Source organism: Microbacterium gawkjiense, assembly GCF_031932225.1.
GTDB classification, from domain to species: domain Bacteria; phylum Actinomycetota; class Actinomycetes; order Actinomycetales; family Microbacteriaceae; genus Microbacterium; species Microbacterium gawkjiense.
Genome location: NZ_JAUZVV010000001.1, coordinates 294,009 through 312,787 on the forward strand (window position 1 = coordinate 294,009; position 18,779 = coordinate 312,787).

General features: G+C 71.0%; 13 protein-coding genes. 5 read left to right on the forward strand and 8 right to left on the reverse strand.

Going from position 1 to position 18,779, the window contains the following annotated elements; genetic code table 11:
* Window positions 1-21: 21 nt before the first annotated feature.
* Genes Q9S71_RS01480 through gabT form a run of 7 tightly spaced genes read right to left on the reverse strand, consistent with a single transcriptional unit; the run spans window position 22 to window position 9,517 of the window.
* Complete coding sequence (locus Q9S71_RS01480; protein ID WP_311860126.1) at window positions 22-1,386, reverse strand: NAD-dependent succinate-semialdehyde dehydrogenase; 1,365 nt, start codon at window positions 1,384-1,386, stop codon at window positions 22-24.
* A 20-nt stretch (window positions 1,387-1,406) separates the two neighbouring features.
* Window positions 1,407-2,867: an NAD-dependent succinate-semialdehyde dehydrogenase gene (locus tag Q9S71_RS01485; RefSeq protein ID WP_311860127.1), complete on the reverse strand. Its 1,461-nt coding sequence runs from the start codon at window positions 2,865-2,867 to the stop codon at window positions 1,407-1,409.
* Window positions 2,864-4,429 carry an APC family permease gene (locus tag Q9S71_RS01490; RefSeq protein WP_311860128.1) on the reverse strand — a complete coding sequence of 522 codons (1,566 nt, stop codon included), beginning with the start codon at window positions 4,427-4,429 and terminating at the stop codon, window positions 2,864-2,866. The genes Q9S71_RS01485 and Q9S71_RS01490 overlap by 4 nt, the downstream gene beginning before the upstream one ends.
* 17 nt (window positions 4,430-4,446) lie before the next feature.
* On the reverse strand, window positions 4,447-5,331 hold the full coding sequence (locus Q9S71_RS01495; protein ID WP_217530784.1) for a universal stress protein: 885 nt from the start codon (window positions 5,329-5,331) through the stop codon (window positions 4,447-4,449).
* Window positions 5,328-6,686 carry a flavin monoamine oxidase family protein gene (locus Q9S71_RS01500; RefSeq protein WP_311860129.1) on the reverse strand — a complete coding sequence of 453 codons (1,359 nt, stop codon included), beginning with the start codon at window positions 6,684-6,686 and terminating at the stop codon, window positions 5,328-5,330. The genes Q9S71_RS01495 and Q9S71_RS01500 overlap by 4 nt, the downstream gene beginning before the upstream one ends.
* A complete protein-coding gene (locus Q9S71_RS01505; RefSeq protein ID WP_311860130.1) occupies window positions 6,687-8,156 on the reverse strand; it encodes an amino acid permease in 1,470 nt (489 codons plus the stop codon). It lies immediately after the preceding gene.
* Window positions 8,157-8,158: 2 nt separating this feature from the next.
* Entirely contained in the window at window positions 8,159-9,517 is a 1,359-nt protein-coding gene (gabT, locus tag Q9S71_RS01510; protein ID WP_311860131.1) for a 4-aminobutyrate--2-oxoglutarate transaminase, read from the reverse strand.
* Between the two features lie 96 nt (window positions 9,518-9,613).
* On the opposite strand from gabT, the gene Q9S71_RS01515 reads away from it, so the two are divergent.
* Both Q9S71_RS01515 and Q9S71_RS01520 read left to right on the forward strand, forming a co-directional pair.
* Window positions 9,614-11,146 carry a PucR family transcriptional regulator gene (locus Q9S71_RS01515; RefSeq protein ID WP_311860132.1) on the forward strand — a complete coding sequence of 511 codons (1,533 nt, stop codon included), beginning with the start codon at window positions 9,614-9,616 and terminating at the stop codon, window positions 11,144-11,146.
* 215 nt (window positions 11,147-11,361) lie between these two features.
* Entirely contained in the window at window positions 11,362-12,192 is an 831-nt protein-coding gene (locus tag Q9S71_RS01520; protein WP_311860133.1) for a type IV toxin-antitoxin system AbiEi family antitoxin domain-containing protein, read from the forward strand.
* Between the two features lie 99 nt (window positions 12,193-12,291).
* On the opposite strand, the gene Q9S71_RS01525 is transcribed toward Q9S71_RS01520, so the two are convergent.
* Complete coding sequence (locus Q9S71_RS01525) at window positions 12,292-13,770, reverse strand: helix-turn-helix domain-containing protein (RefSeq protein ID WP_311860134.1); 1,479 nt, start codon at window positions 13,768-13,770, stop codon at window positions 12,292-12,294.
* A 124-nt stretch (window positions 13,771-13,894) separates the two neighbouring features.
* Between Q9S71_RS01525 and aceA the strand changes: the two genes are divergently transcribed.
* Genes aceA through Q9S71_RS01540 form a run of 3 tightly spaced genes read left to right on the forward strand, consistent with a single transcriptional unit; the run spans window position 13,895 to window position 18,716 of the window.
* Window positions 13,895-15,211, forward strand: coding sequence for an isocitrate lyase (gene aceA, locus Q9S71_RS01530; RefSeq protein WP_311860135.1), 1,317 nt, complete (start codon window positions 13,895-13,897; stop codon window positions 15,209-15,211).
* Window positions 15,212-15,253: 42 nt separating this feature from the next.
* Entirely contained in the window at window positions 15,254-16,897 is a 1,644-nt protein-coding gene (gene aceB, locus Q9S71_RS01535; RefSeq protein WP_311860136.1) for a malate synthase A, read from the forward strand.
* Between the two features lie 25 nt (window positions 16,898-16,922).
* The gene (locus Q9S71_RS01540; protein WP_311860137.1) at window positions 16,923-18,716 is read left to right on the forward strand and encodes a glycoside hydrolase family 2 protein; all 1,794 of its coding nucleotides are present in this window, start codon (window positions 16,923-16,925) and stop codon (window positions 18,714-18,716) included.
* The last annotated feature ends 63 nt before the right edge of the window (window positions 18,717-18,779 follow it).

Below are 18,779 nucleotides of genomic sequence, written 5' to 3' on the forward strand. Positions count from 1 at the left end.
TGCCGCCCCCTCACCGTTCGTTCAGCCGATGCGGATGAGCTTCTTGTTGACGAACTCGTCGGCCGCCAGGAGCCCCAGCTCGCGACCGGTGCCGCTGCGCTTGATGCCGCCGAAGGGCAGGCCCGGCTCGTCGGCGAGCACGAGGTTGACGTAGACCATGCCCGCCTCGATCCTGTCGGCGACCCGCTTCGCCTGCTCGGGGTCGGTCGTGTACACGTACGATCCGAGGCCGAACGGGGTGTCGTTGGCGACGCGGACCGCCTCGTCCTCGTCCGCGACGCGGTAGACGACGCCCGCCGGACCGAACAGCTCCTCGCGGTAGACGTCCATCTCGGGGGTGACGCCCGTGAGGACGGTCGGGGTGAAGAAGGCACCGTCGCGGGTGCCGCCGGTGACGATCGTGGCGCCCTGGGCCGCGGCATCCCGGATCTGCTTCTCGAGACGCTCAGCGGCCGCGACCGAGGACAGCGGGCCGAGGACCGTGTCGGAGCTCCACGGGTCGCCGACGCTCGCCGCGGCCATCTTGGCGGTGAATGCCTCGAGGAACGCGTCGTAGAGTCCGTCGACGACGATGAACCGCTTCGCGCCGTTGCAGGACTGCCCGGTGTTGTCGAGGCGCGCGTCGACCGCCGCCTGCGCGACCGCGTCGATGTCGTCGGCCGACAGCACGATGAACGGGTCGGACCCGCCGAGCTCGAGGGCGACCTTCTTGAGGTTGCGCCCGGCGACCTCGGCGACCGCCGCGCCGGCACGCTCGGAACCCGTCACCGAGGCGCCCTGCACCCGCGGGTCGGCGATGACGTCGGCGGCCTGCCCGTTCGTCAGGTAGACGTTCGTGTACGCGCCCTCGGGGAAGCCCGCGTCGCGGTAGATCGCCTCGATCGCCGCTGCGGACTCGGGGCACTGCGGCGCGTGCTTGAGGAGGATCGTGTTTCCGACCGCCAGGTTCGGGGCCGCGAAACGGGCCACCTGGTAGTAGGGGAAGTTCCACGGCATGACCCCCAGCAGCACGCCCAGGGGCGCCTTGCGGATGACGGCGGTGCCGTCGCCGTCGATCGGGACGGGCGCGTCCGCGGTGATCTCCTCGATGTGGTCGGCGTAGTACTCGGTGATGTCGGCGGCGAAGTCGACCTCGCCGAGCGCCCCGTCGATCTGCTTGCCCATCTCGCGGACGATGATCTTCGCGAGCTCGTCCCGGCGCTCGCGGTGCAGCTGCGCGGCGCGGCGCAGCAGATCGGCCCGCTCGGCGGGCGCGGAGGTGCGCCCCCACCCGCGGGCGGCCTCGTCGGCGGTGGCCAGGGCGCGCTCCACCTCGTCGGCGGTGGCGGTCGGATACGTGGCGTGGGTCTCCCCCGTAGCGGGGTCGATGACGGCGTAGTCGCTCATGATGCTCCTCTTCGTCCCGCTCAGGCGGGGATCAGGGTGTACTTCACGTTCAGGTATTCGTGGATGCCTTCCAGGCCGCCTTCGCGCCCCATGCCCGACTGCTTGACCCCGCCGAACGGGGCGGCGGCGTTGGACACGACGCCGACGTTCAGGCCCATCATGCCCGTCTCGAGACGGTCGATCATGCGGTGGCCGCGGGCGAGGTCCTGCGTGAAGACGTAGGACACCAGCCCGTACTCGGTGTCGTTGGCCAGGCGCACGGCCTCGTCCTCGTCGGAGAAGGTGGAGATCGCCAGCACCGGCCCGAAGATCTCCTCGCGGAGGATCGCGCTGCCGGGGACGACACCCTCGACGACCGTCGGCTCGTAGAAGGTTCCGGGACCTTCGAGGGCGTTGCCGCCGGCCAGGATGCGGGCGCCCCGTTCGACGGCGTCGCCGACGAGCTCCTGCGCCTTCGCGACCGCGCGGTCGTCGATGAGCGGACCGATCTGCACGCCGTCCTCGGTGCCGCGGCCCACGTTCATGGCGCGCACGCGGTCGGCGACGCGCTGCGAGAACTCGGCCGCGACCGACTCGTGCACGATGAAGCGGTTGGCCGCCGTGCAGGCCTGTCCGATGTTGCGGAACTTGGCGAGCATCGCGCCGTCGACGGCCTTGTCGAGGTCGGCGTCCTCGAAGACGACGAACGGCGCGTTGCCGCCGAGCTCCATCGAGACGCGCAGGACGCCCTCGGCCGCCTGGGCGATGAGCTTCTGACCGACGGGCGTGGACCCCGTGAAGGAGAGCTTCCGCAGCCGCGGGTCCGAGATGATCGGACCCGACACCGCGCTCGAGGACGAGGTCGTGATGACGTTGACGACGCCCTCGGGGACGCCGGCCTCGGCGAGCAGCTGCGCGAAGAACAGGGTTGTCAGCGGCGTCAGCTCAGCGGGCTTCACCACTACCGTGCAGCCCGCGGCGAGCGCGGGGGCGATCTTGCGGGTCGCCATCGCGAGCGGGAAGTTCCACGGGGTGATGAAGAAGGACGGACCGACGGGGCGTTGCGAGACGACCATGCGCCCCGTGCCCTCGGGGTTCATGCCGTAGCGGCCCGAGATGCGCACCGCCTCCTCGCTGAACCAGCGCAGGAACTCGCCGCCGTAGGCCACCTCTCCTCGGGACTCGGCGAGGGGCTTGCCCATTTCGAGCGTCATGAGGAGGGCGAGGTCCTCCTTACGGGCCTGCACGAGGTCGAACGCACGGCGGAGGATGTCGCTCCGCTCCCTGGGCGCGGTCGCCGCCCACGCCTCCTGCGCTGCGACGGCCGCGTCGAGGGCCCGGATGCCGTCGGCCGGCGAGGCGTCGGCGATCCGCCGGATCACCTCCCCCGTCGACGGGTCGAACACGTCGAGGGTCGTGCCCCCCTCGGCATCCACCCACCGGCCTCCGATGAAGAGCTGGTTCGGGATCTGGGCGAGGAGGTCGGACTCGCGGGAGGTCATCGGTTGTTCTCGCTTTCTGCGCGCAGCTTCCGCGCACTGGGGGGTGCGTCCATCGCGAGCGTCTGCCCGCGGAAGAACGCCGGACGGCGGACGGACTGGCAGATCATGGTGACGATCCCGACGACGATGATCAGCATCCCGAGGATGAACACGAGGCCGACGCCGAACACCTCGGAGCCGGACCCGTAGGCCGGGTCCATCGAGTCGACGAGGGTCGTGACGAAGATGACGGCGAGGATCACCCCGCCGACGAGCGGCGAGAGGAACGTGAACAGGAACGACCGGACGGAATCGAACCACTGCTTGCGGAAGTACCAGACGCACGCGAAGGCGGTGAGCCCGTAGTAGAAGCAGATCATCATCCCGAGCGACAGGATCGTGTCGGTGAGGACGTTCTCGCTGAGCAGCCGCATGACCGCGTAGAACACCGCGGCGACGACGGAGGACACGATCGTCGCGAAGCCGGGCGTGAAGAACCGCGGGCTGACGGCGGCGAACCGACGCGGCAACGCGCCGTAGTGCCCCATCGCCAGCAGCGTCCGGGCCGGTCCCACCGCGGTGGACTGGAGGGATGCCGCCGAGCTCGAGAGCACGGCCAGCGAGACGAGGAAGGCCAACGGTCCGAGCACGGGGCCCGAGAGCGCGAAGAAGACGTTCGCCGAGATGTCCTCGTTGCCGAGGCCGAGTTCCCCGGTCCCGACGCCGGCGAACATCATCAGACTGACGGACAGGGCGAGGTAGAGCGCCATCACGACCACGACGGTCACCATCGCGGCGCGTCCGGGCGTGCGGTCGGGGTCCTTCGTCTCCTCGTTCATCGTCAGGACGACGTCCCAGCCCCAGAAGATGAAGATCGACAGCGAGATGCCCGCGGCGAAGGCGCTGAAGCTCGACACCTCGAACGGGTTGACCCACGACCAGTCGAAGGCGAGGTGGTCGATGCCGTCCCCGCTGAAGCTCTTCACGAAGGCCGCGACGGCAAAGAGGACCAGCACGATGACCTGGAAACCGACGAGCACGTACTGGAACTTCTGCGTGGTCTGCATGTCGCGGTAGGACACGAGCGTCGCGCCCAGGAGGAACAGCAGACACACCCCGACATTGATGAACGGGTTGAAGGCGAGCTCGGCGATGCCCTCGTTGCCGCTGATCTGCGCGATCAGCAGGAAGAGGAACTCGACGGCGATGCCGGCGAGGTTCGACAGCACGATGACGGTCGCCGCGATCAGGCCCCAGCCCGTCATCCATCCGATCCACGGGCCGAAGGCGCGGACACCCCACGTGAAGCTCGTTCCGGAGTCGGGCATGACCCGGTTCAGCTCGCGGTAGCCCAGGGCGACGAGCAGCATCGGGATGAACCCGACGAGGATCACGGCGGGCACCTGCACGCCCACCGCCGAGACCGTGGGTCCCAGGGAGGCGGTGAGCGTATAGGCGGGGGCGATCGTCGAGACACCGATCACGACGGCGCCGACCAGGCCCACCGTTCCGGCGCTGAGGCCCTTGGCGGAGATCGCGGCGTCTTTCGCGCCGGGGATCTTCTCTGCGGCGTGCTGGCTCATCGTCGAGCTCCTTCGGATCAGCGGGACTGTTCGGGGGTGCGGGTGCGGGGCACGACGACCATCGGCACCGGGATCTCGCTCAGCAGCTTCGCCGCGACCGATCCCAGGAAGAGGCGCCGCGGCTGCGCGAGGCGGCTCGAGCCGACGAGGATCATCTCGCCCGGCAGCCAGTCGAGGTGGGCCACGGCATCCTCGATGCTGTCGCCCTTCGCGGTCACGATGTCGGCGCGGACACCCTCGGGGATGGCCGTCAGGACGTCGTCGAGGACCTTCTCGGCATGGGCGGCTCCGGCGAGGCGGATGACCCCCGTGTCGACCGAGGCGGGCAGGTCGACCGTCACGAGCGAGACGAGGCGCAGCGACGCCCCCGTCGCCGACGCGAGCGCGACGGCCTCCTCGAGGAGGACGTCGGCACCGGCACGCGTGCCGACCGCGACGGTCAGGCGCGGAACACCGGCATCCGTCACCCGCTTGCGCGCACCGCGCGGCACGAGCACAACCGGAACGTCGGAGGAGTGGAGCAGCTGGCTCGTCGTGGAGCCCAGCCGGTGACGGCCCCGCGAGCCGCCGTCGGCGGCGCCCACCACGAGGTGCGAGGCGCCGAACTCGTCGGCGGCCTCGACGAGACCCTCGGCGAACGACTCGGCGTAGCGGGCGTGCTCGCGGTGGACCACGCCGTTCGGCACATCCGCGGCCGCCTCGGCGAGCCAGGACTCGGCCTGGCCGAGCAGGTAGCGGTCGTACGACGCGTCGGGAGGGGTGATGACGCTGCGCCCCTCCCCCGGCAGGACCAGGACGATGTCGAGCTCGGCACCGGATGCCGCGGCGAGTCCGCCCGCGACGGCCACCGCGTCGCGGCCTGCCTTCGTCGCGGTGTACCCGACGACGATCCGGCCGCTCATGCCCGGCCGTCCGCGAGGATGTTCCGGGCGGCCAGACGACCCATGCGGATCGCGCCGTCGACGTGCTGGTAGCCGGCGCCCGCGATGTCGCTGCAGGCGAAGTGGATGGGCCCGACGGGCGTGCGCACATCCGCGCCGTAGCGGTGCAGGCCGCCCATGTCGAAGCTCGCCGCGTAGGCGCCGCGGGTCCACTCCTCGGTGCCCCAGTCGCTCTCGTAGTAGACGACCGGGTCCTTCGCCTCGGGGCCGTAGTAGTGCGACAGCGACTCGAGGATGCGTTCCTTGCGCTCCTCGGCGGACAGGCGGAACATGTCGTCGGCGTTGCGGTCCGACACGAAGCCGACGAGCGTACCGCGCGGGTCCTCGTGGTTCGTGTTGTCGTAGGCCTCGTGGCAGATCTCGTAGGGGCTGAAGGCGGTGCCCGACAGGCCCTTCTCGCGCCAGAACGGCGTCTCGTAGACGGCGTGCACCTTGATGACGAACCCCATCGACAGGTGCTGGTGCATCTGGTGCTGCAGACGCGGCATCGGCGGCTCGAACGAGATCCGGTGGTACAGCACCGGCGCGAGGGCGAGGATCGCGCTGCGCGCCCGGACGGTGAGGCCCTCGGCGTGCGCCGTGACCCCGGCATCCGACCATTCGAGCGTGCGCACCGGACGGTTCAGGAAGACGTCGTCGCCGAGGCGCTCCGCCAGGAGCACCGGCACCTGCTGCAGGCCGCCCACGACGCGCTTGTCGAGGATGAAGTCCGCGTCGACGAGGTGCGAGTAGCTGCCGGCGCTCGCGGCCATGAGCAGGGACTGCAGCAGCGAGAAGGCGTGCGTCGGCTTCGTGAGCATCGCCGACCCGGTCGCGAAGGCGAGGTTGCGGACCGCCTCGTCGTCGTCGGTCTGCTGGCGGAGCCACGCGTCCCACGTGATCGTGTCCCACTCGGCGGCCTTCGGGTGCGCGTAGGGACGGTCGGGGTCGATCTCGGCGACCATCGCGTCGAGCCGGCGGGTGATCTCGTCGATCGTCCGCTCGGTCTCGGGGCTCACGGGGAACATCTCGCCCGTGAAACGCGACACGGTGCCGTCGGGCCCGACGTAGACGCTGTCGCCATCGCGGTAGCGGCTGAAGGTCTCGAGACCCAGTTCGGCGACCGTCTCGATGAGGGCGTCCTGGTCGGGCGAGACCCACTGGCCGCCGAGCTCGAGCATCGCGCCGTCGACGACGTCGGTCCACAAGCGACCGCCGACGCGCTCGCGCGCCTCGAGGACGGCGACCGACAGACCGGCCTTGCGCAGCTCGTTCGCGGCGGTGAGGCCGGCGGCACCGGCTCCCACGATCACGACGTCACGGGTGATCTCGGTCATTCACGACTCCTTCGTCAGAGAGCTGGTCGTCGGCGCGTGGTCGGGCCGGCGATGGAGGTTGCGCCGCACGAGCGGCCAGAACACGAGCAGCACGGCGGTCGCGATGAGGCTCGTCCACACCTGCGCACGCCCGGACTCCGACGTCAACATGATGGCCACGACGGCGGCGATGGCCGCGATGAGGAGGATGTTGAGCCACGGGTGCAGCCACACCTTGAGCTTCAGCTTCGCGACCTCGTCGGGCGTCATCTTCTGGCGCAGCCGCATCTGCGTGAGCGCGATGAAGACGTAGACGAAGAGGGCGACGAGGCCCGCCGAGTTCATGATGAAGTCGAAGATGCCCGAGCTGGGGGCGAGGAAGTTCACGAGCGTCGCGATGAGCCCGCCGATCGTCGAGGCGAGCAGGGCGAACACCGGCACCCCGGTGCGGGAGCGGCGGGCGACGACCTTCGGGGCGAACCCCTTGTCGGCGAGCGCGGCGAACATGCGCGAGGCCGAGTACAGCCCGGAGTTCAGCACCGAGATGACGGCCGTGAAGATGACGAGCTGCATGATCACGTCGGCGAACGGGATGCCGAAGCGCGACAGCGCGATCGTGAAGGGCGCGTTGGCGACATCGGTCGGCACGGGCAGTTCGTCCCAGGGGACGACGGTGACGATGACGAGGACCGACCCCACGAAGAACAGCAGGATGCGCCAGATGATCGTGCTCGTCGCCTGCCGGATGCCCTTGGCCGGGTCGACCGATTCGGCCGAGGCCATGACGGCGATCTCGGTGCCGAAGTACGAGAAGATCACGAGCGCGACGCCGGTGAAGGCGACGCCGATGCCGTTGGGGGCGAACCCGCCGTGCTCCCAGAGGTTCGGCACGGCGAACGTCGCATCCGGCCAGAGCCCGAGGGCGAAGAGGATGCCGGCGCCCAGGAAGACGACGATCGCGAGCACCTTGATGCTGGCGAGCCAGAACTCCACCTCGCCGAAGGTCCGCACCGAGATGACGTTCGTGCCCACGAAGATCGCGATGAGGATCAGCGACCACGCCCACGACGGCAGCGCGGGGAGCCAGGTGTGCAAGGTCTCGCCGCCGAGCACGGCCTCATAGGCGAGCACGCCGACCCAGAAGTACCAGTACAGCCAGCCGACGAGATAGGCAGCCCAGTCACCGAGCCCGACGCGCGCGTACTCCATGAAAGACCCGATGGCGGGGCGCGACGCCGCCATCTCGCCGAGCATCCGCATCGCGAAGAAGACGAGCAGACCGCCGATGAGGTACGACACGATCGCGGCCGGTCCGACCTCGCGGATCACGTTTCCGGACCCGACGAACAGGCTCGCCCCGATGATCCCGCCGAGGGTGATCATCGTCACGTGACGCGAGCGCAGCTTGTTGGAGCGCGCCTGCGTCACCGCGCCGAGCCCCGCCGACGTCTCGGGAGAGACCGGCTGCGACCAGTTGTCGGACCCCGCCATACTCAGACCGTCTTCAGCGCCTGCGCGAGGACGTCGAGGCCCTCGGTCAGCAGGTCGTCGCTGATCGACAGCGGGGGCAGGAAGCGGATCACGTTGCCGTAGGTGCCGCACGTGAGCACGATGACCCCTTCGGCGATACAGGCCTTCGCGACCGCGGACGTGAGCGCACCGTCCGGCCCTCCGGTCGTCGGGTCGACGAACTCGATCGCGATCATGGCGCCGAGCCCACGCACCTCGGCGATGCGGGGGTCGGATGCCGCCATCGCGCCGAGCCGAGCCGTCAGCAGCGCCTCGATCCGCTGCGCGCGCTCGATGAGACCGTCGTTCTCGAATGCGTCCATCGCGGCGAGCGCGGCCGCGCATGCGACGGGGTTTCCGCCGTACGTGCCGCCGAGGCCGCCGGTGTGCGTCGCGTCCATGATGTCGGCGCGTCCCGTGACCGCGGCCAAGGGCATTCCCCCAGCGATGCCCTTGGCCGTGGTGATCAGGTCCGGAACGATGCCGAAGTGCTCGCTCGCGAACATCGCGCCGGTGCGGGCGAAGCCCGACTGCACCTCATCGGCGATGAAGACGACGCCGTTCTCGCGGCACCAGTCGACGACAGCCGGCAGGAACCCGTCGGCGGGGACGACGAAGCCGCCCTCACCCTGGATGGGCTCGATGATGATGGCGGCCAGGTTGTCGGCACCGACCTGCTTCTCGATCATCGAGATCGCGCGGGCCGCGGCATCCGCCCCCGACAGTCCGTCGCGGAGCGGGTACGAACCGGGCACGCGGTAGATCTCGGAGGCGAACGGGCCGAAGCCGCTCTTGTAGGGCATCGACTTGGCGGTCAGGGCCATCGTGAGGTTGGTGCGACCGTGGTAGGCGTGGTCGAAGGCGACGACGGCCTGCTTGCCGGTGAACTTGCGGGCGATCTTGACGGCGTTCTCGACCGCCTCGGCGCCGGAATTGAACAGGGCGCTCTTCTTCGCGTGGTCGCCGGGGGTGAGCCGGTTGAGGTTCTCCGCCACCTCCACGTACGACTCGTACGGCGAGATCATGAAGCAGGTGTGCGTCAGCTGCGCGGCCTGGGCCGCGATCGCCTCGACGACCTTCGGGTGCGCGACACCCACCGTCGTGACGGCGATACCCGAACCGAGGTCGATGAGCGAGTTGCCGTCGGCGTCGACCACGACGCCACCGCCGGCGGCGACGGCCGCGATAGGGACGGTGTGCCCGACGCCCGCGGCGACGGCCTCGGCCTTGCGCGAAAGGAGCTCCTGCGAGCGGGGCCCGGGGATCGCGGTCTCGAGGCGGCGCTCCTGCGGGAGGGACGGCCCGCCGAGGGGCGTGGTGACGGCTGCGGTCGAGGTGCTCATGCGGCGAGCGTAGAGGGGCGCGGGCGAGCGGTCACTCGCCGTTGCGTCTATCCTCAGCGCAGAGGTGTACATCGTGTACACACCGGAGGAGGCGAGATGGTCACGCGCGAGGCCGAGCCGACCCTGCGGGCGCTGCTCGCGCGCCGCGAGCTGACGCTGCGCCTCGCTGACGACGAGTCCGCCCTCCGGCCGGGGGCGCTCGATCGACCGACCCGGTGGGTGCACAGCTCCGATCTCGACGATCCGACCCCGTTCCTCGCCGATGACCTCGTCCTCCTGACGACGGGCACCCAGTTCCCGGCCGACGGCGACTACCCCTTCGACGCGTACGTCCGGCGGCTCGTGGACCGCGGTGTGGCGGCGCTCGGGTTCGGCACCGAGGTGGTGCGCGACGGCATCCCGCCCGACCTCGCGGCGGCGTGCCGGGCGGCGGGGCTCCCCCTGTTCGAGGTGCCGTACAGCACACCCTTCATCGCCGTCGCCCGCGCCAACGCCGAAGCCGTCGCCGCGCAGGCCTACGCGCGGCGCACGTGGGCGCTGTCGGCGCAGCGCGCCCTCGCCCTCGCCGCGCTCCGCCCCGACGGGCTCGACGCGACGATCGCCGAGCTCGCCAAGCAGCTCGACACGTGGGTCGGGATGTACGACGCCGCCGGCGAGCTCGTCCGAGAGCACCCCGCCGGCGCGCTCTCGCTCACGGCGGCGGACACCCTGCGCGCCGAGGTCGGCGCGGTGCTGCGGCGCGGTGCGCGCGCCGGCTCGTCGCTGCACTCGGACGCCGCCGCCTTCACGCTGCAGACCCTCGGGCGCGGCGGCGAGCTGCGCGGCGTCCTCGCGATCGCCGCCGGCGAGCTCGACCGCGCCGGGCGCGACGTCGTCACCGCGGTGATCGCGATGGCGGGGCTCGCCCTCGAGCAGCACCAGCGCCTGTCGCGGGCGCGCAAGGCGCTGCGCTCGGGGATGGTGCGCTCGCTCCTCACCGGGGATCCGGCCCTCGCCCGGCAGATCTCAAGGGACGTCTGGGGCCCCCTGCCGCCCGCGCCGGTCGTCGTGGCGGTGACGGATGCCGCCGGTCGCCGCGCGGACGCACTGCTCGACCTGCTGGAGCTGCGCGCCGAGGAGCGCCACGGCGGGCTGTTCTTCGGGAGCGTCGACGACGACGTCGTGATCGTGGTCCCGGCATCCGCGTCACCGGTCCTCGACGAGTTCGCCGAACGCTTCGACGCGCGGCTGGGGGTGTCGGATCCGACGCCCTACGCCGGCTTCGCGAAGGCGCTGGACCAAGCCCGCGCGGCGCGCGGACGGACCGGGGGCGCGGGCGTGGTGGGATTCGCGGAGGTGCAGGCCGGCGGCATCCTGTCGGCGCTGTCGGCGGGGACCGCGCCGACGGTGGCCGCCGCCTTCCTCGACCCGCTGCGCCGGCACGACCGCGAGCAGGGCGGCCGGCTCGAACAGACCCTGCGCGCGTGGGTGGCCGCCGACGGGTCGAACGACGGCGCCGCATCCGCGCTCGGCGTGCACCGCCACACCGTGCGCACGCGCCTCGCCGCCGCGGAACGCGTACTCGGCGTCGACCTCTCGTCGTTCGCCGCGCGCGCCGAGCTGTGGGCGGCGCTGCAGCTCGAGGGGTGACGCCGGCGTGCGGCGGGCGCGGCGGGCGCGGCGGGCCGAACGGCGGAGATCTCCGCGACACGCCGAGCGGAGGGACGTGCCAGACGGAGTGTCGTTCCGGATCTCCGCCGGACGGCCCAGCTGAGGAGTCCTCCACCGCCCCCGCCGCGGCCGCGTGATCCACGGGTCTCAGCGGGACCGGGCGTGAGCGGCGCAGTGTTCGAGAGGGTGCCGTCGTGTGCGACGACGGTGCGGGGCTGGTGACCACGGCGGAACTCCGACGCTCCGGCCTGACGCGTTCCGAGATCAGCATGGCGGCGCGGGTCGGCACGATCGTCCGGATGCGCCGCGGCACGTATGCCGTCCGCGGAACGTGCGAGCCCATGCGGGAGGCCGCCCGGCACGGCGGTGTCCTCGGCTGCGTCAGCGCGGCGCGCCACCTGGGCTTGTGGACCCTCGCCCCCACGACGGAAACGCATGTCTGGCTGCGCGCCGACGGCCACCGACTTCCCCATGACGGATGCCGGTGCGTCGACCACTGGGATGCGGCGCCGTCGCGCGGGAGGCTCGCCGCGGCATCCGTTCCCCGCATCCTCCGGCAGATCTGGCTCTGCAGCGGTGTCGAGGAGTTCTTCGTGGCGGTCGAGTCGGCGCTGCATCTCGGGATGCTGACGCCCGAGGGCCGCGCGTGGCTGCGGCGCACCTGCGGGGACGATGCCCGCGCGGCGCTGGATGTGGCCGGCGAGGACTCGGAGAGCGGTCTCGAGTCGCTTCTGCGCTGGCGACTGCGGGACGGCGGGGTCTCCCTGCGCGCCCAGGTCGACGTCACGGGGGTCGGCCGGGTGGATTTCCTGCTCGGCGATCGCCTGATCCTCGAGGCCGACGGGGCGGAGCACCACGCCTCGGGGAGCGCTCGGCACCGCGATCTGCTGCGCGACGCGAACGCCGCCGCCTGGGGCTACGTCACGCTGCGGTTCGACTATGCGATGATCGTGCACGACTGGCCCACGGTGCGCGCCGCCGTCGACGGGCTGGTGACCGCCGGCATCCACTTCGATCACGGCTGACCCGAGCCGTACGGCGGAGATCCGGTCGGACACGCCGCGGAACGGATGCCGCACCACGGCGCGTCGCGAGGATCTCCGCCGTTCGGCCCGGCGGCGGCCTCACTCCGGCGCGTGCGCCTCGAGGAACTCGTACAGGTCGGTCGTGTCGACGCCCGGGAAGGCGCCGGTGGGGAGGGTCGCGAGCAGCGTGCGGGGCGTCCGGACGTTCGGCCAGGCCTGGTCGCGCCACGTGCGTTCGAGTTCGGCGGGCGGACGTCGACAGCAGACCTCCACGCCGTGGCGCGAGACCCCGCGGTTCGGGGTCTCGCGGCCGATGAACCACTTCGTGTCGTCGAAGCGCACCCCGACGCTCACCGAGTGGGCGCCGTCGCTCGAGGGTTCCACCCTCGCGGTGCACCAGTAGGTGCCGTTCCCGGTGTCGGTGTACTGGTAGTACGGGTTGAATTTGTCGGGGATGTCGAAGACCACCCGGCTCGTCCACCGCCGGCAGCACAGCTGCCCCTCGATCGACCCGAACCGGTCGGCGGGGAAGTTCACGTCGTCGTTCTCGTACGCCTTCGTGATCGTCCCTGACTCATGCACCTTCAGGAAGTGCACCGGGATGCCGAGGTGCCGCGTCGCGAGGTTGGTGAAGCGGTGCGCGGCGGTCTCGTACGAGACGGAGTACGCGTCGCGGAGGTCCTCGATCGAGATCGCGCGGCGCGATTTGGCGTCCTGCAGGAACGCCGCGGCGTGCGACTCGGGCACCATGAGTGCGCCGACGAGGTAGTTCGTCTCGACCCGCTGCCGCAGGAACTCGGCGTACGACCGCGGCTCGGCGTGCCCGAGGATCCGACCGGCGAGCGCCTGCAGCACGGGCGTGCGCGAATCCCCGCGCCCCGGGATGCTGCTCGAGAGGTAGAGCCGGCCGGTGCGGTTGTCGGCGACTGATCGGGTGGATGCCGGCAGGTCCGACACGTAGTGCAGCGAGTAGCCGAGGTGCGCGGCGATCTCGGACGCAGTGCGCTGGGTGAGCGGCCCGCCGGGGTGGTCGACGGCGGCGAGGATGCGCTCGGCCTGCGCTTCGAGCTCGCCGAAGTAGTTGTCCTGCCGGCGCATGAGGTGCCGCAGTTCGACGTTCGCGCGCCGCGCCTCTTCGGGGGTCGCCGAGCGCTCGTCATTCAGTCGCTCGATCTCGCCGTGCAGGGCGAGCAGCGTCTCGAGCACGCCGTCGGGCACCGATTTGCCGATGCGGAACGGCGGGATGCCGAGGGCCTGGAACGTCGGCCCCTTCATAACGCGCTCGAGGGAGATCTCGAGGATCGCGCGTTCGTCGAGCGGTTCGGCGGCGAGGAGCGCGTCGATCGTCGTGCCGAGCGCGCGGGCGATCGTCTGCAGCAGCGAGAGTTTCGGCTCGCGCTTGCCCGTCTCGATCATCGAGAGCTGGCTCGGTGCCCGCGAGACGGCGGCGGCGAGCTCGTCGAGGGTCATGCCGCGAGCGGTGCGCACCTGGCGGATCCGGCGGCCGATGCTGAGCGCGTCGGGCGCCGTCGAGAGAGGGCCGGATGCCGCATCCGCCCGATCTTCATCGATCGTCATGTCCGGGAGTGTGTCACGAGAGCAGAAGAACGCGCAATCTTCACCTTGGAAACCTCGACCGGGGGCCCGCTTCTTCTCGCACAGTGGTGTCCACGACCCGCTCCCGACCCTTCAGGAGGACGCCATGACCTTCCCCACCACCCCCTCGGCCCGGCCGATGCGCGCCGGCGACCAGACCCAGACCGCGGCCGAACTGCAGGCCGAGTGGGATGCCGACCCGCGCTGGGACGGCATCGAACGCACGTATTCCGCTGAGGACGTCGTCCGCCTGCGCGGCTCGGTCCGAGAAGAGGCGACCCTCGCCCGGCGCGGCGCCGAGAACCTCTGGAACCTGCTGCACACCGAGGACTACGTGAACGCCCTCGGCGCCTACACCGGTGGCCAGGCCGTGCAGCAGGTGCGTGCCGGGCTCAAGGCGATCTACCTTTCGGGCTGGCAGGTCGCCGCCGACGGCAACCTGGCCGGCCAGACCTACCCCGACCAGAGCCTCTACCCGGCCAACTCGGTGCCGTCGGTGGTGCGCCGCATCAACAACGCGCTCGCGCGCCAGGACCAGATCGAGCACGCCGAGGGCGGCGCGACGCGCGACTGGCTCGCTCCGATCGTCGCCGACGCCGAAGCCGGTTTCGGCGGACCCCTCAACGCCTACGAGCTGGCGCTGTCGATGATCCAGGCGGGGGCCGCCGGCATCCACTGGGAGGACCAACTGGCGAGTGAGAAGAAGTGCGGCCACCTCGGCGGCAAGGTGCTCGTGCCGACGCAGCAGCACATCCGCACGCTCAATGCCGCACGCCTCGCCGCCGACGTCGCGGGCGTGCCGACCGTCATCATCGCCCGCACCGACGCCCTCGCCGCCGACCTGCTCACGAGCGACGTCGACCCGCGCGACCAGGAGTTCACGACCGGCGAGCGCACGAGCGAGGGGTTCTACCGGGTGCGGCCGGGGCTCGAGGCCGTCATCAGCCGCGGCCTCGCCTTCGCGCCGTACGCGGACCTGCTGTGGGTCGAGACCGGCGAGCCCGACATCGAGCTGGCCCGCGCCTTCGCCGAGGCGATCCACGCGCGCTTCCCGGGCAAGCTGCTCGCCTACAACTGCTCGCCGAGCTTCAACTGGAAGCGCCACCTCGACGACGCGCAGATCGCGACCTTCCAGCGCGACCTCGGCGAGCTGGGCTACGCGTTCCAGTTCATCACCCTCGCGGGCTTCCATGCCCTCAACCACTCGATGTTCGACCTCGCGAAGGGCTACGCCGAGAGCGGCATGACCGCCTACGTGGCCCTGCAGGAGGCGGAGTTCGCCGCCGAGAAGGACGGCTACACCGCCACCAAGCACCAGCGGGAAGCCGGAACCGGCTACTTCGACCTCGTGTCCACGGCGCTCAACCCCGACAGCGCCACCCTCGCCCTGGTCGGATCGACCGAGACGGCGCAGTTCCACTGACATGACCGGATGCCCCGGCATCCCCTTCCTCAGGAGTACGACATGACCCTCATCGACACCCCTCCCCCGACGACCACGACCACGACCACGACCACGACGCTCACGATCCGCGGACCGCTCCGCGAGCGCTACGACGAGATCCTCACCCCCGCAGCCCTCGACTTCGTCGCGCAGCTGCACGAGCGCTTCGGCGGGCGACGTCACGACCGCCTCGCCGACCGGATGCGGCGGCGCTTCGAGATCGGCAACGGTCAGGACCCCACGTTCCGCTCCGACACGGCGCACATCCGCGAGGACCCGGACTGGCGGGTGGCTGGCGCCGGCCCCGGCCTCGAGGACCGCCGCGTCGAGATCACCGGCCCCACCGACCCCAAGATGACGATCAACGCGCTGAACTCCGGTGCGCGCGTCTGGCTCGCCGACCAGGAGGACGCCACGAGCCCGACCTGGCGCAACGTCATCGAGGGGCAGCTGTCGCTGCGCGACGCGATCCGCGGCGAGCTGCGGTACACGAGCCCCGAGGGCAAGGTCTACGAGGTCACCGCCGAGCGGACGCCGACGATCGTCATGCGCCCGCGCGGCTGGCATCTGATGGAGAAGCACCTCGACGTCACCGACCGGCACGGACGGACCCTCGCGGCATCCGGTTCGCTCGTCGACTTCGGTCTCTACTTCTTCCACAACGCCGAGCGCCTGATCGCCGACGGTCGCGGCCCCTACTTCTACCTGCCGAAGATCGAGTCGGCCGAAGAGGCGAAGCTGTGGGACGACGTCTTCACCTTCAGCGAGCGGTTCCTCGGAATCCCGCACGGGACGATCAGGGCGACGGTGCTGATCGAGACGCTCCCGGCGGCGTTCGAGATGGAGGAGATCCTGTTTGAACTGCGCGACCACGCCGCGGGCCTGAACGCCGGGCGGTGGGACTACATCTTCTCGATGATCAAGAACTACCGGGGGCGCGGCGCGCGCTTCGTCCTGCCCGACCGCAGCCAGGTGACGATGACGGTCCCCTTCATGCGCGCCTACACCGAGCTGCTCGTGCAGACCTGCCACAAGCGGGGCGCGTTCGCGATCGGCGGCATGAGCGCCTTCATCCCGAACCGCCGCGACGAGGGCGCGACGCGCACCGCGTTCGAGAAAGTCGCCGCCGACAAGCGGCGCGAGGCGGGCGACGGGTTCGACGGCACGTGGGTCGCGCACCCCGACCTGATCGCGGTGGCCCAGGCCGAGTTCGACGCCGTGCTCGGCGAGCGGCCGAACCAGGTCGACCGGCTCCGCGAGGACGTCGCCGTGACCCCCGCGCAGCTCATCGACTGCCACATCGGGCTGCCGATCACGGCGGCGGGCGTCCACGGCAACGTGTCGGTCGGCATCCGCTACATCGAGGCGTGGTTGCGGGGCCTCGGCGCCGTCGCGATCGACGGACTGATGGAGGATGCCGCGACCGCCGAGATCAGCCGGTCGCAGATCTGGCAGTGGATCCACCAGGACCGCACGACCGAGGACGGCACCCGCATCACCCGCGAGTACGTCGAGGGCCTCATCGCGCAGGTGCTGGACGAGGTCCCCCGCCACGACCGGGACCGGTTCGACGACGCGGCGGAGGTGTTCCGCGAGGTCGCCCTCGGCGCCGATTTCCCGACGTTCCTCACGCTCGGCGCGTACGCGCGCTTCCTCGTGGAGTGACCCGTCGTCGGGCATGCTGGAGCGCATGACCGACGATGACGTCGCCTTCCGCGCGAGCACGCAGGACGGCTCCTACCCCCGACCGCAGCTCGTCCGCCCGCAGTGGGCCGACCTGACGGGGACGTGGGGGTTCGCGTTCGACGACGAGGATGCCGGTGCCCACCTCGGCTGGGAGGGCACCGGCATCCGTTCGGGTCGCATCGTCGTCCCGTTCCCGCCCGAGTCGGCCGCCTCGGGTGTCGGCGACACGGGTCCGCACCGCGTGATGTGGTATTCGCGGGAGATCACGGACGCCGACCTGGATGCCGCGGGCCACGCGGACGGCCGGCGGCTGATCCTGCACTTCGGCGCCGTCGACTACCGGTGCGAGGTCTGGGTGGGCGGCCGGTCGGTGGGCCGGCACGAGGGCGGCCACACCCCGTTCGCGTTCGACGTCACGGATGCCGTGGCCGCCGGTCGCACGATCGTGGTGCGGGTCGAGGACGACCCGACCGACATCGCACAGCCCCGCGGCAAGCAGGACTGGCTCGACCACCCGCACGTCATCTGGTACCACCGGACCTCGGGCATCTGGCAGCCGGTGTGGCTCGAGAGCGTGCCCGAGGTGCACGTGGGGGCACTCCGCTGGTGGACGGACCCGCGCGCCGGCACGGTCACCCTCGACGTCGCACTGTCGGGCCCCGCCGCCGAGACCGAGGTCTCAGTGGAGCTCTCGTTCGAGGGGCGGCGGCTCGGAGTGGCGAGCGCGATGGCGACGGCGCGCGAGACGACGATCGTCGTCCCCGTCGCGGCCCTCACGAACGGTCAGGCGTACGAAGACCTGTTGTGGTCGCCCGAGAACCCGCGCCTCGTGGACGCGACCATCCGGGTCGGTGACGATGTCGTGGCCTCGTACCTCGGCATCCGCACCGCCCATGTCGCCCGCGGACGCTTCTGGCTCAACGATCGCCCGTACTACGTGCGGTCGGTGCTCGAGCAGGGATACTGGCCCGACACCCACCTCGCGGCGCCGTCGGCGCGGGCCCTGCGCGAGGAGGTCGAGCTCATCCGCTCGCTCGGGTTCACCGCGGCGCGCGTGCACCAGAAGTTCGAGGATCCGCGTTTCTTGCTCGCCGCCGATCAGCTCGGCCTGCTCGTGTGGGGCGAGGCTCCCGGCACCTACACCTTCACGCCGACGGCGATCGAACGCACGACCCGCGAGTGGCTCGAGGTGGTCCGGCGCGACGTGTCGCACCCGTCGATCGTGACGTGGGTGCCGCTCAACGAGAGCTGGGGCGTGCAGCACATCGCCACCGATCCGCGGATGCAGCACTTCGCGCGGGCCCTCGTCTCGCTGACCAAGGCGCTCGACCCGACACGGCCCGTCGTCTCGAACGACGGGTGGGAGCAGGTCGACACCGACATCGTCGCGATCCACGACTACGAGTGGCGACCCGAGGTCATGCGGCAGCGGTACGGGACGGATGCCGACATCCGCCGCCTCTTCGACACCGTCGGCCCCGCGGGCCGCGCGCTCATCCTCAGCGGCGACGTGTCGGACGCCCCGATCATGCTCACCGAGTTCGGGGGCGTCTCGTTCGACACCGAGGCGGCGGAGGATGCCTGGGGCTACTCGACGGCGACCTCACCCGACGACTTCGCCGAGCGCCTGTCGGGCCTCCTGGCAGCAGTGCACGCGAGCGAGGCCCTCGCGGGCTTCTGCTACACGCAGCTGACCGACACCCTGCAGGAGACGAACGGGCTCGTCACCGCCGACCGCACCCCGAAAATCCCGATCGACCGGATCCGCGCGGCGATCACGGGCGAGCCGGCCGAGTAGCGGCATCCGCTCGGCCCGGCGGTGGCGCTGGGCGCGTCAACCGATGCAATGGATCCGAGCCGA

Coding starts and splice junctions, on each gene's coding strand:
- Q9S71_RS01480 (WP_311860126.1), bottom strand. CDS start 1,386: ATGAGCGACTACGCCGTCATCGACCCCGCTACGGGGGAGACCCACGCC.
- Q9S71_RS01485 (WP_311860127.1), bottom strand. CDS start 2,867: ATGACCTCCCGCGAGTCCGACCTCCTCGCCCAGATCCCGAACCAGCTC.
- Q9S71_RS01490 (WP_311860128.1), bottom strand. CDS start 4,429: ATGAGCCAGCACGCCGCAGAGAAGATCCCCGGCGCGAAAGACGCCGCG.
- Q9S71_RS01495 (WP_217530784.1), bottom strand. CDS start 5,331: ATGAGCGGCCGGATCGTCGTCGGGTACACCGCGACGAAGGCAGGCCGC.
- Q9S71_RS01500 (WP_311860129.1), bottom strand. CDS start 6,686: ATGACCGAGATCACCCGTGACGTCGTGATCGTGGGAGCCGGTGCCGCC.
- Q9S71_RS01505 (WP_311860130.1), bottom strand. CDS start 8,156: ATGGCGGGGTCCGACAACTGGTCGCAGCCGGTCTCTCCCGAGACGTCG.
- gabT (WP_311860131.1), bottom strand. CDS start 9,517: ATGAGCACCTCGACCGCAGCCGTCACCACGCCCCTCGGCGGGCCGTCC.
- Q9S71_RS01515 (WP_311860132.1), top strand. CDS start 9,614: ATGGTCACGCGCGAGGCCGAGCCGACCCTGCGGGCGCTGCTCGCGCGC.
- Q9S71_RS01525 (WP_311860134.1), bottom strand. CDS start 13,770: ATGACGATCGATGAAGATCGGGCGGATGCGGCATCCGGCCCTCTCTCG.
- aceA (WP_311860135.1), top strand. CDS start 13,895: ATGACCTTCCCCACCACCCCCTCGGCCCGGCCGATGCGCGCCGGCGAC.
- aceB (WP_311860136.1), top strand. CDS start 15,254: ATGACCCTCATCGACACCCCTCCCCCGACGACCACGACCACGACCACG.
- Q9S71_RS01540 (WP_311860137.1), top strand. CDS start 16,923: ATGACCGACGATGACGTCGCCTTCCGCGCGAGCACGCAGGACGGCTCC.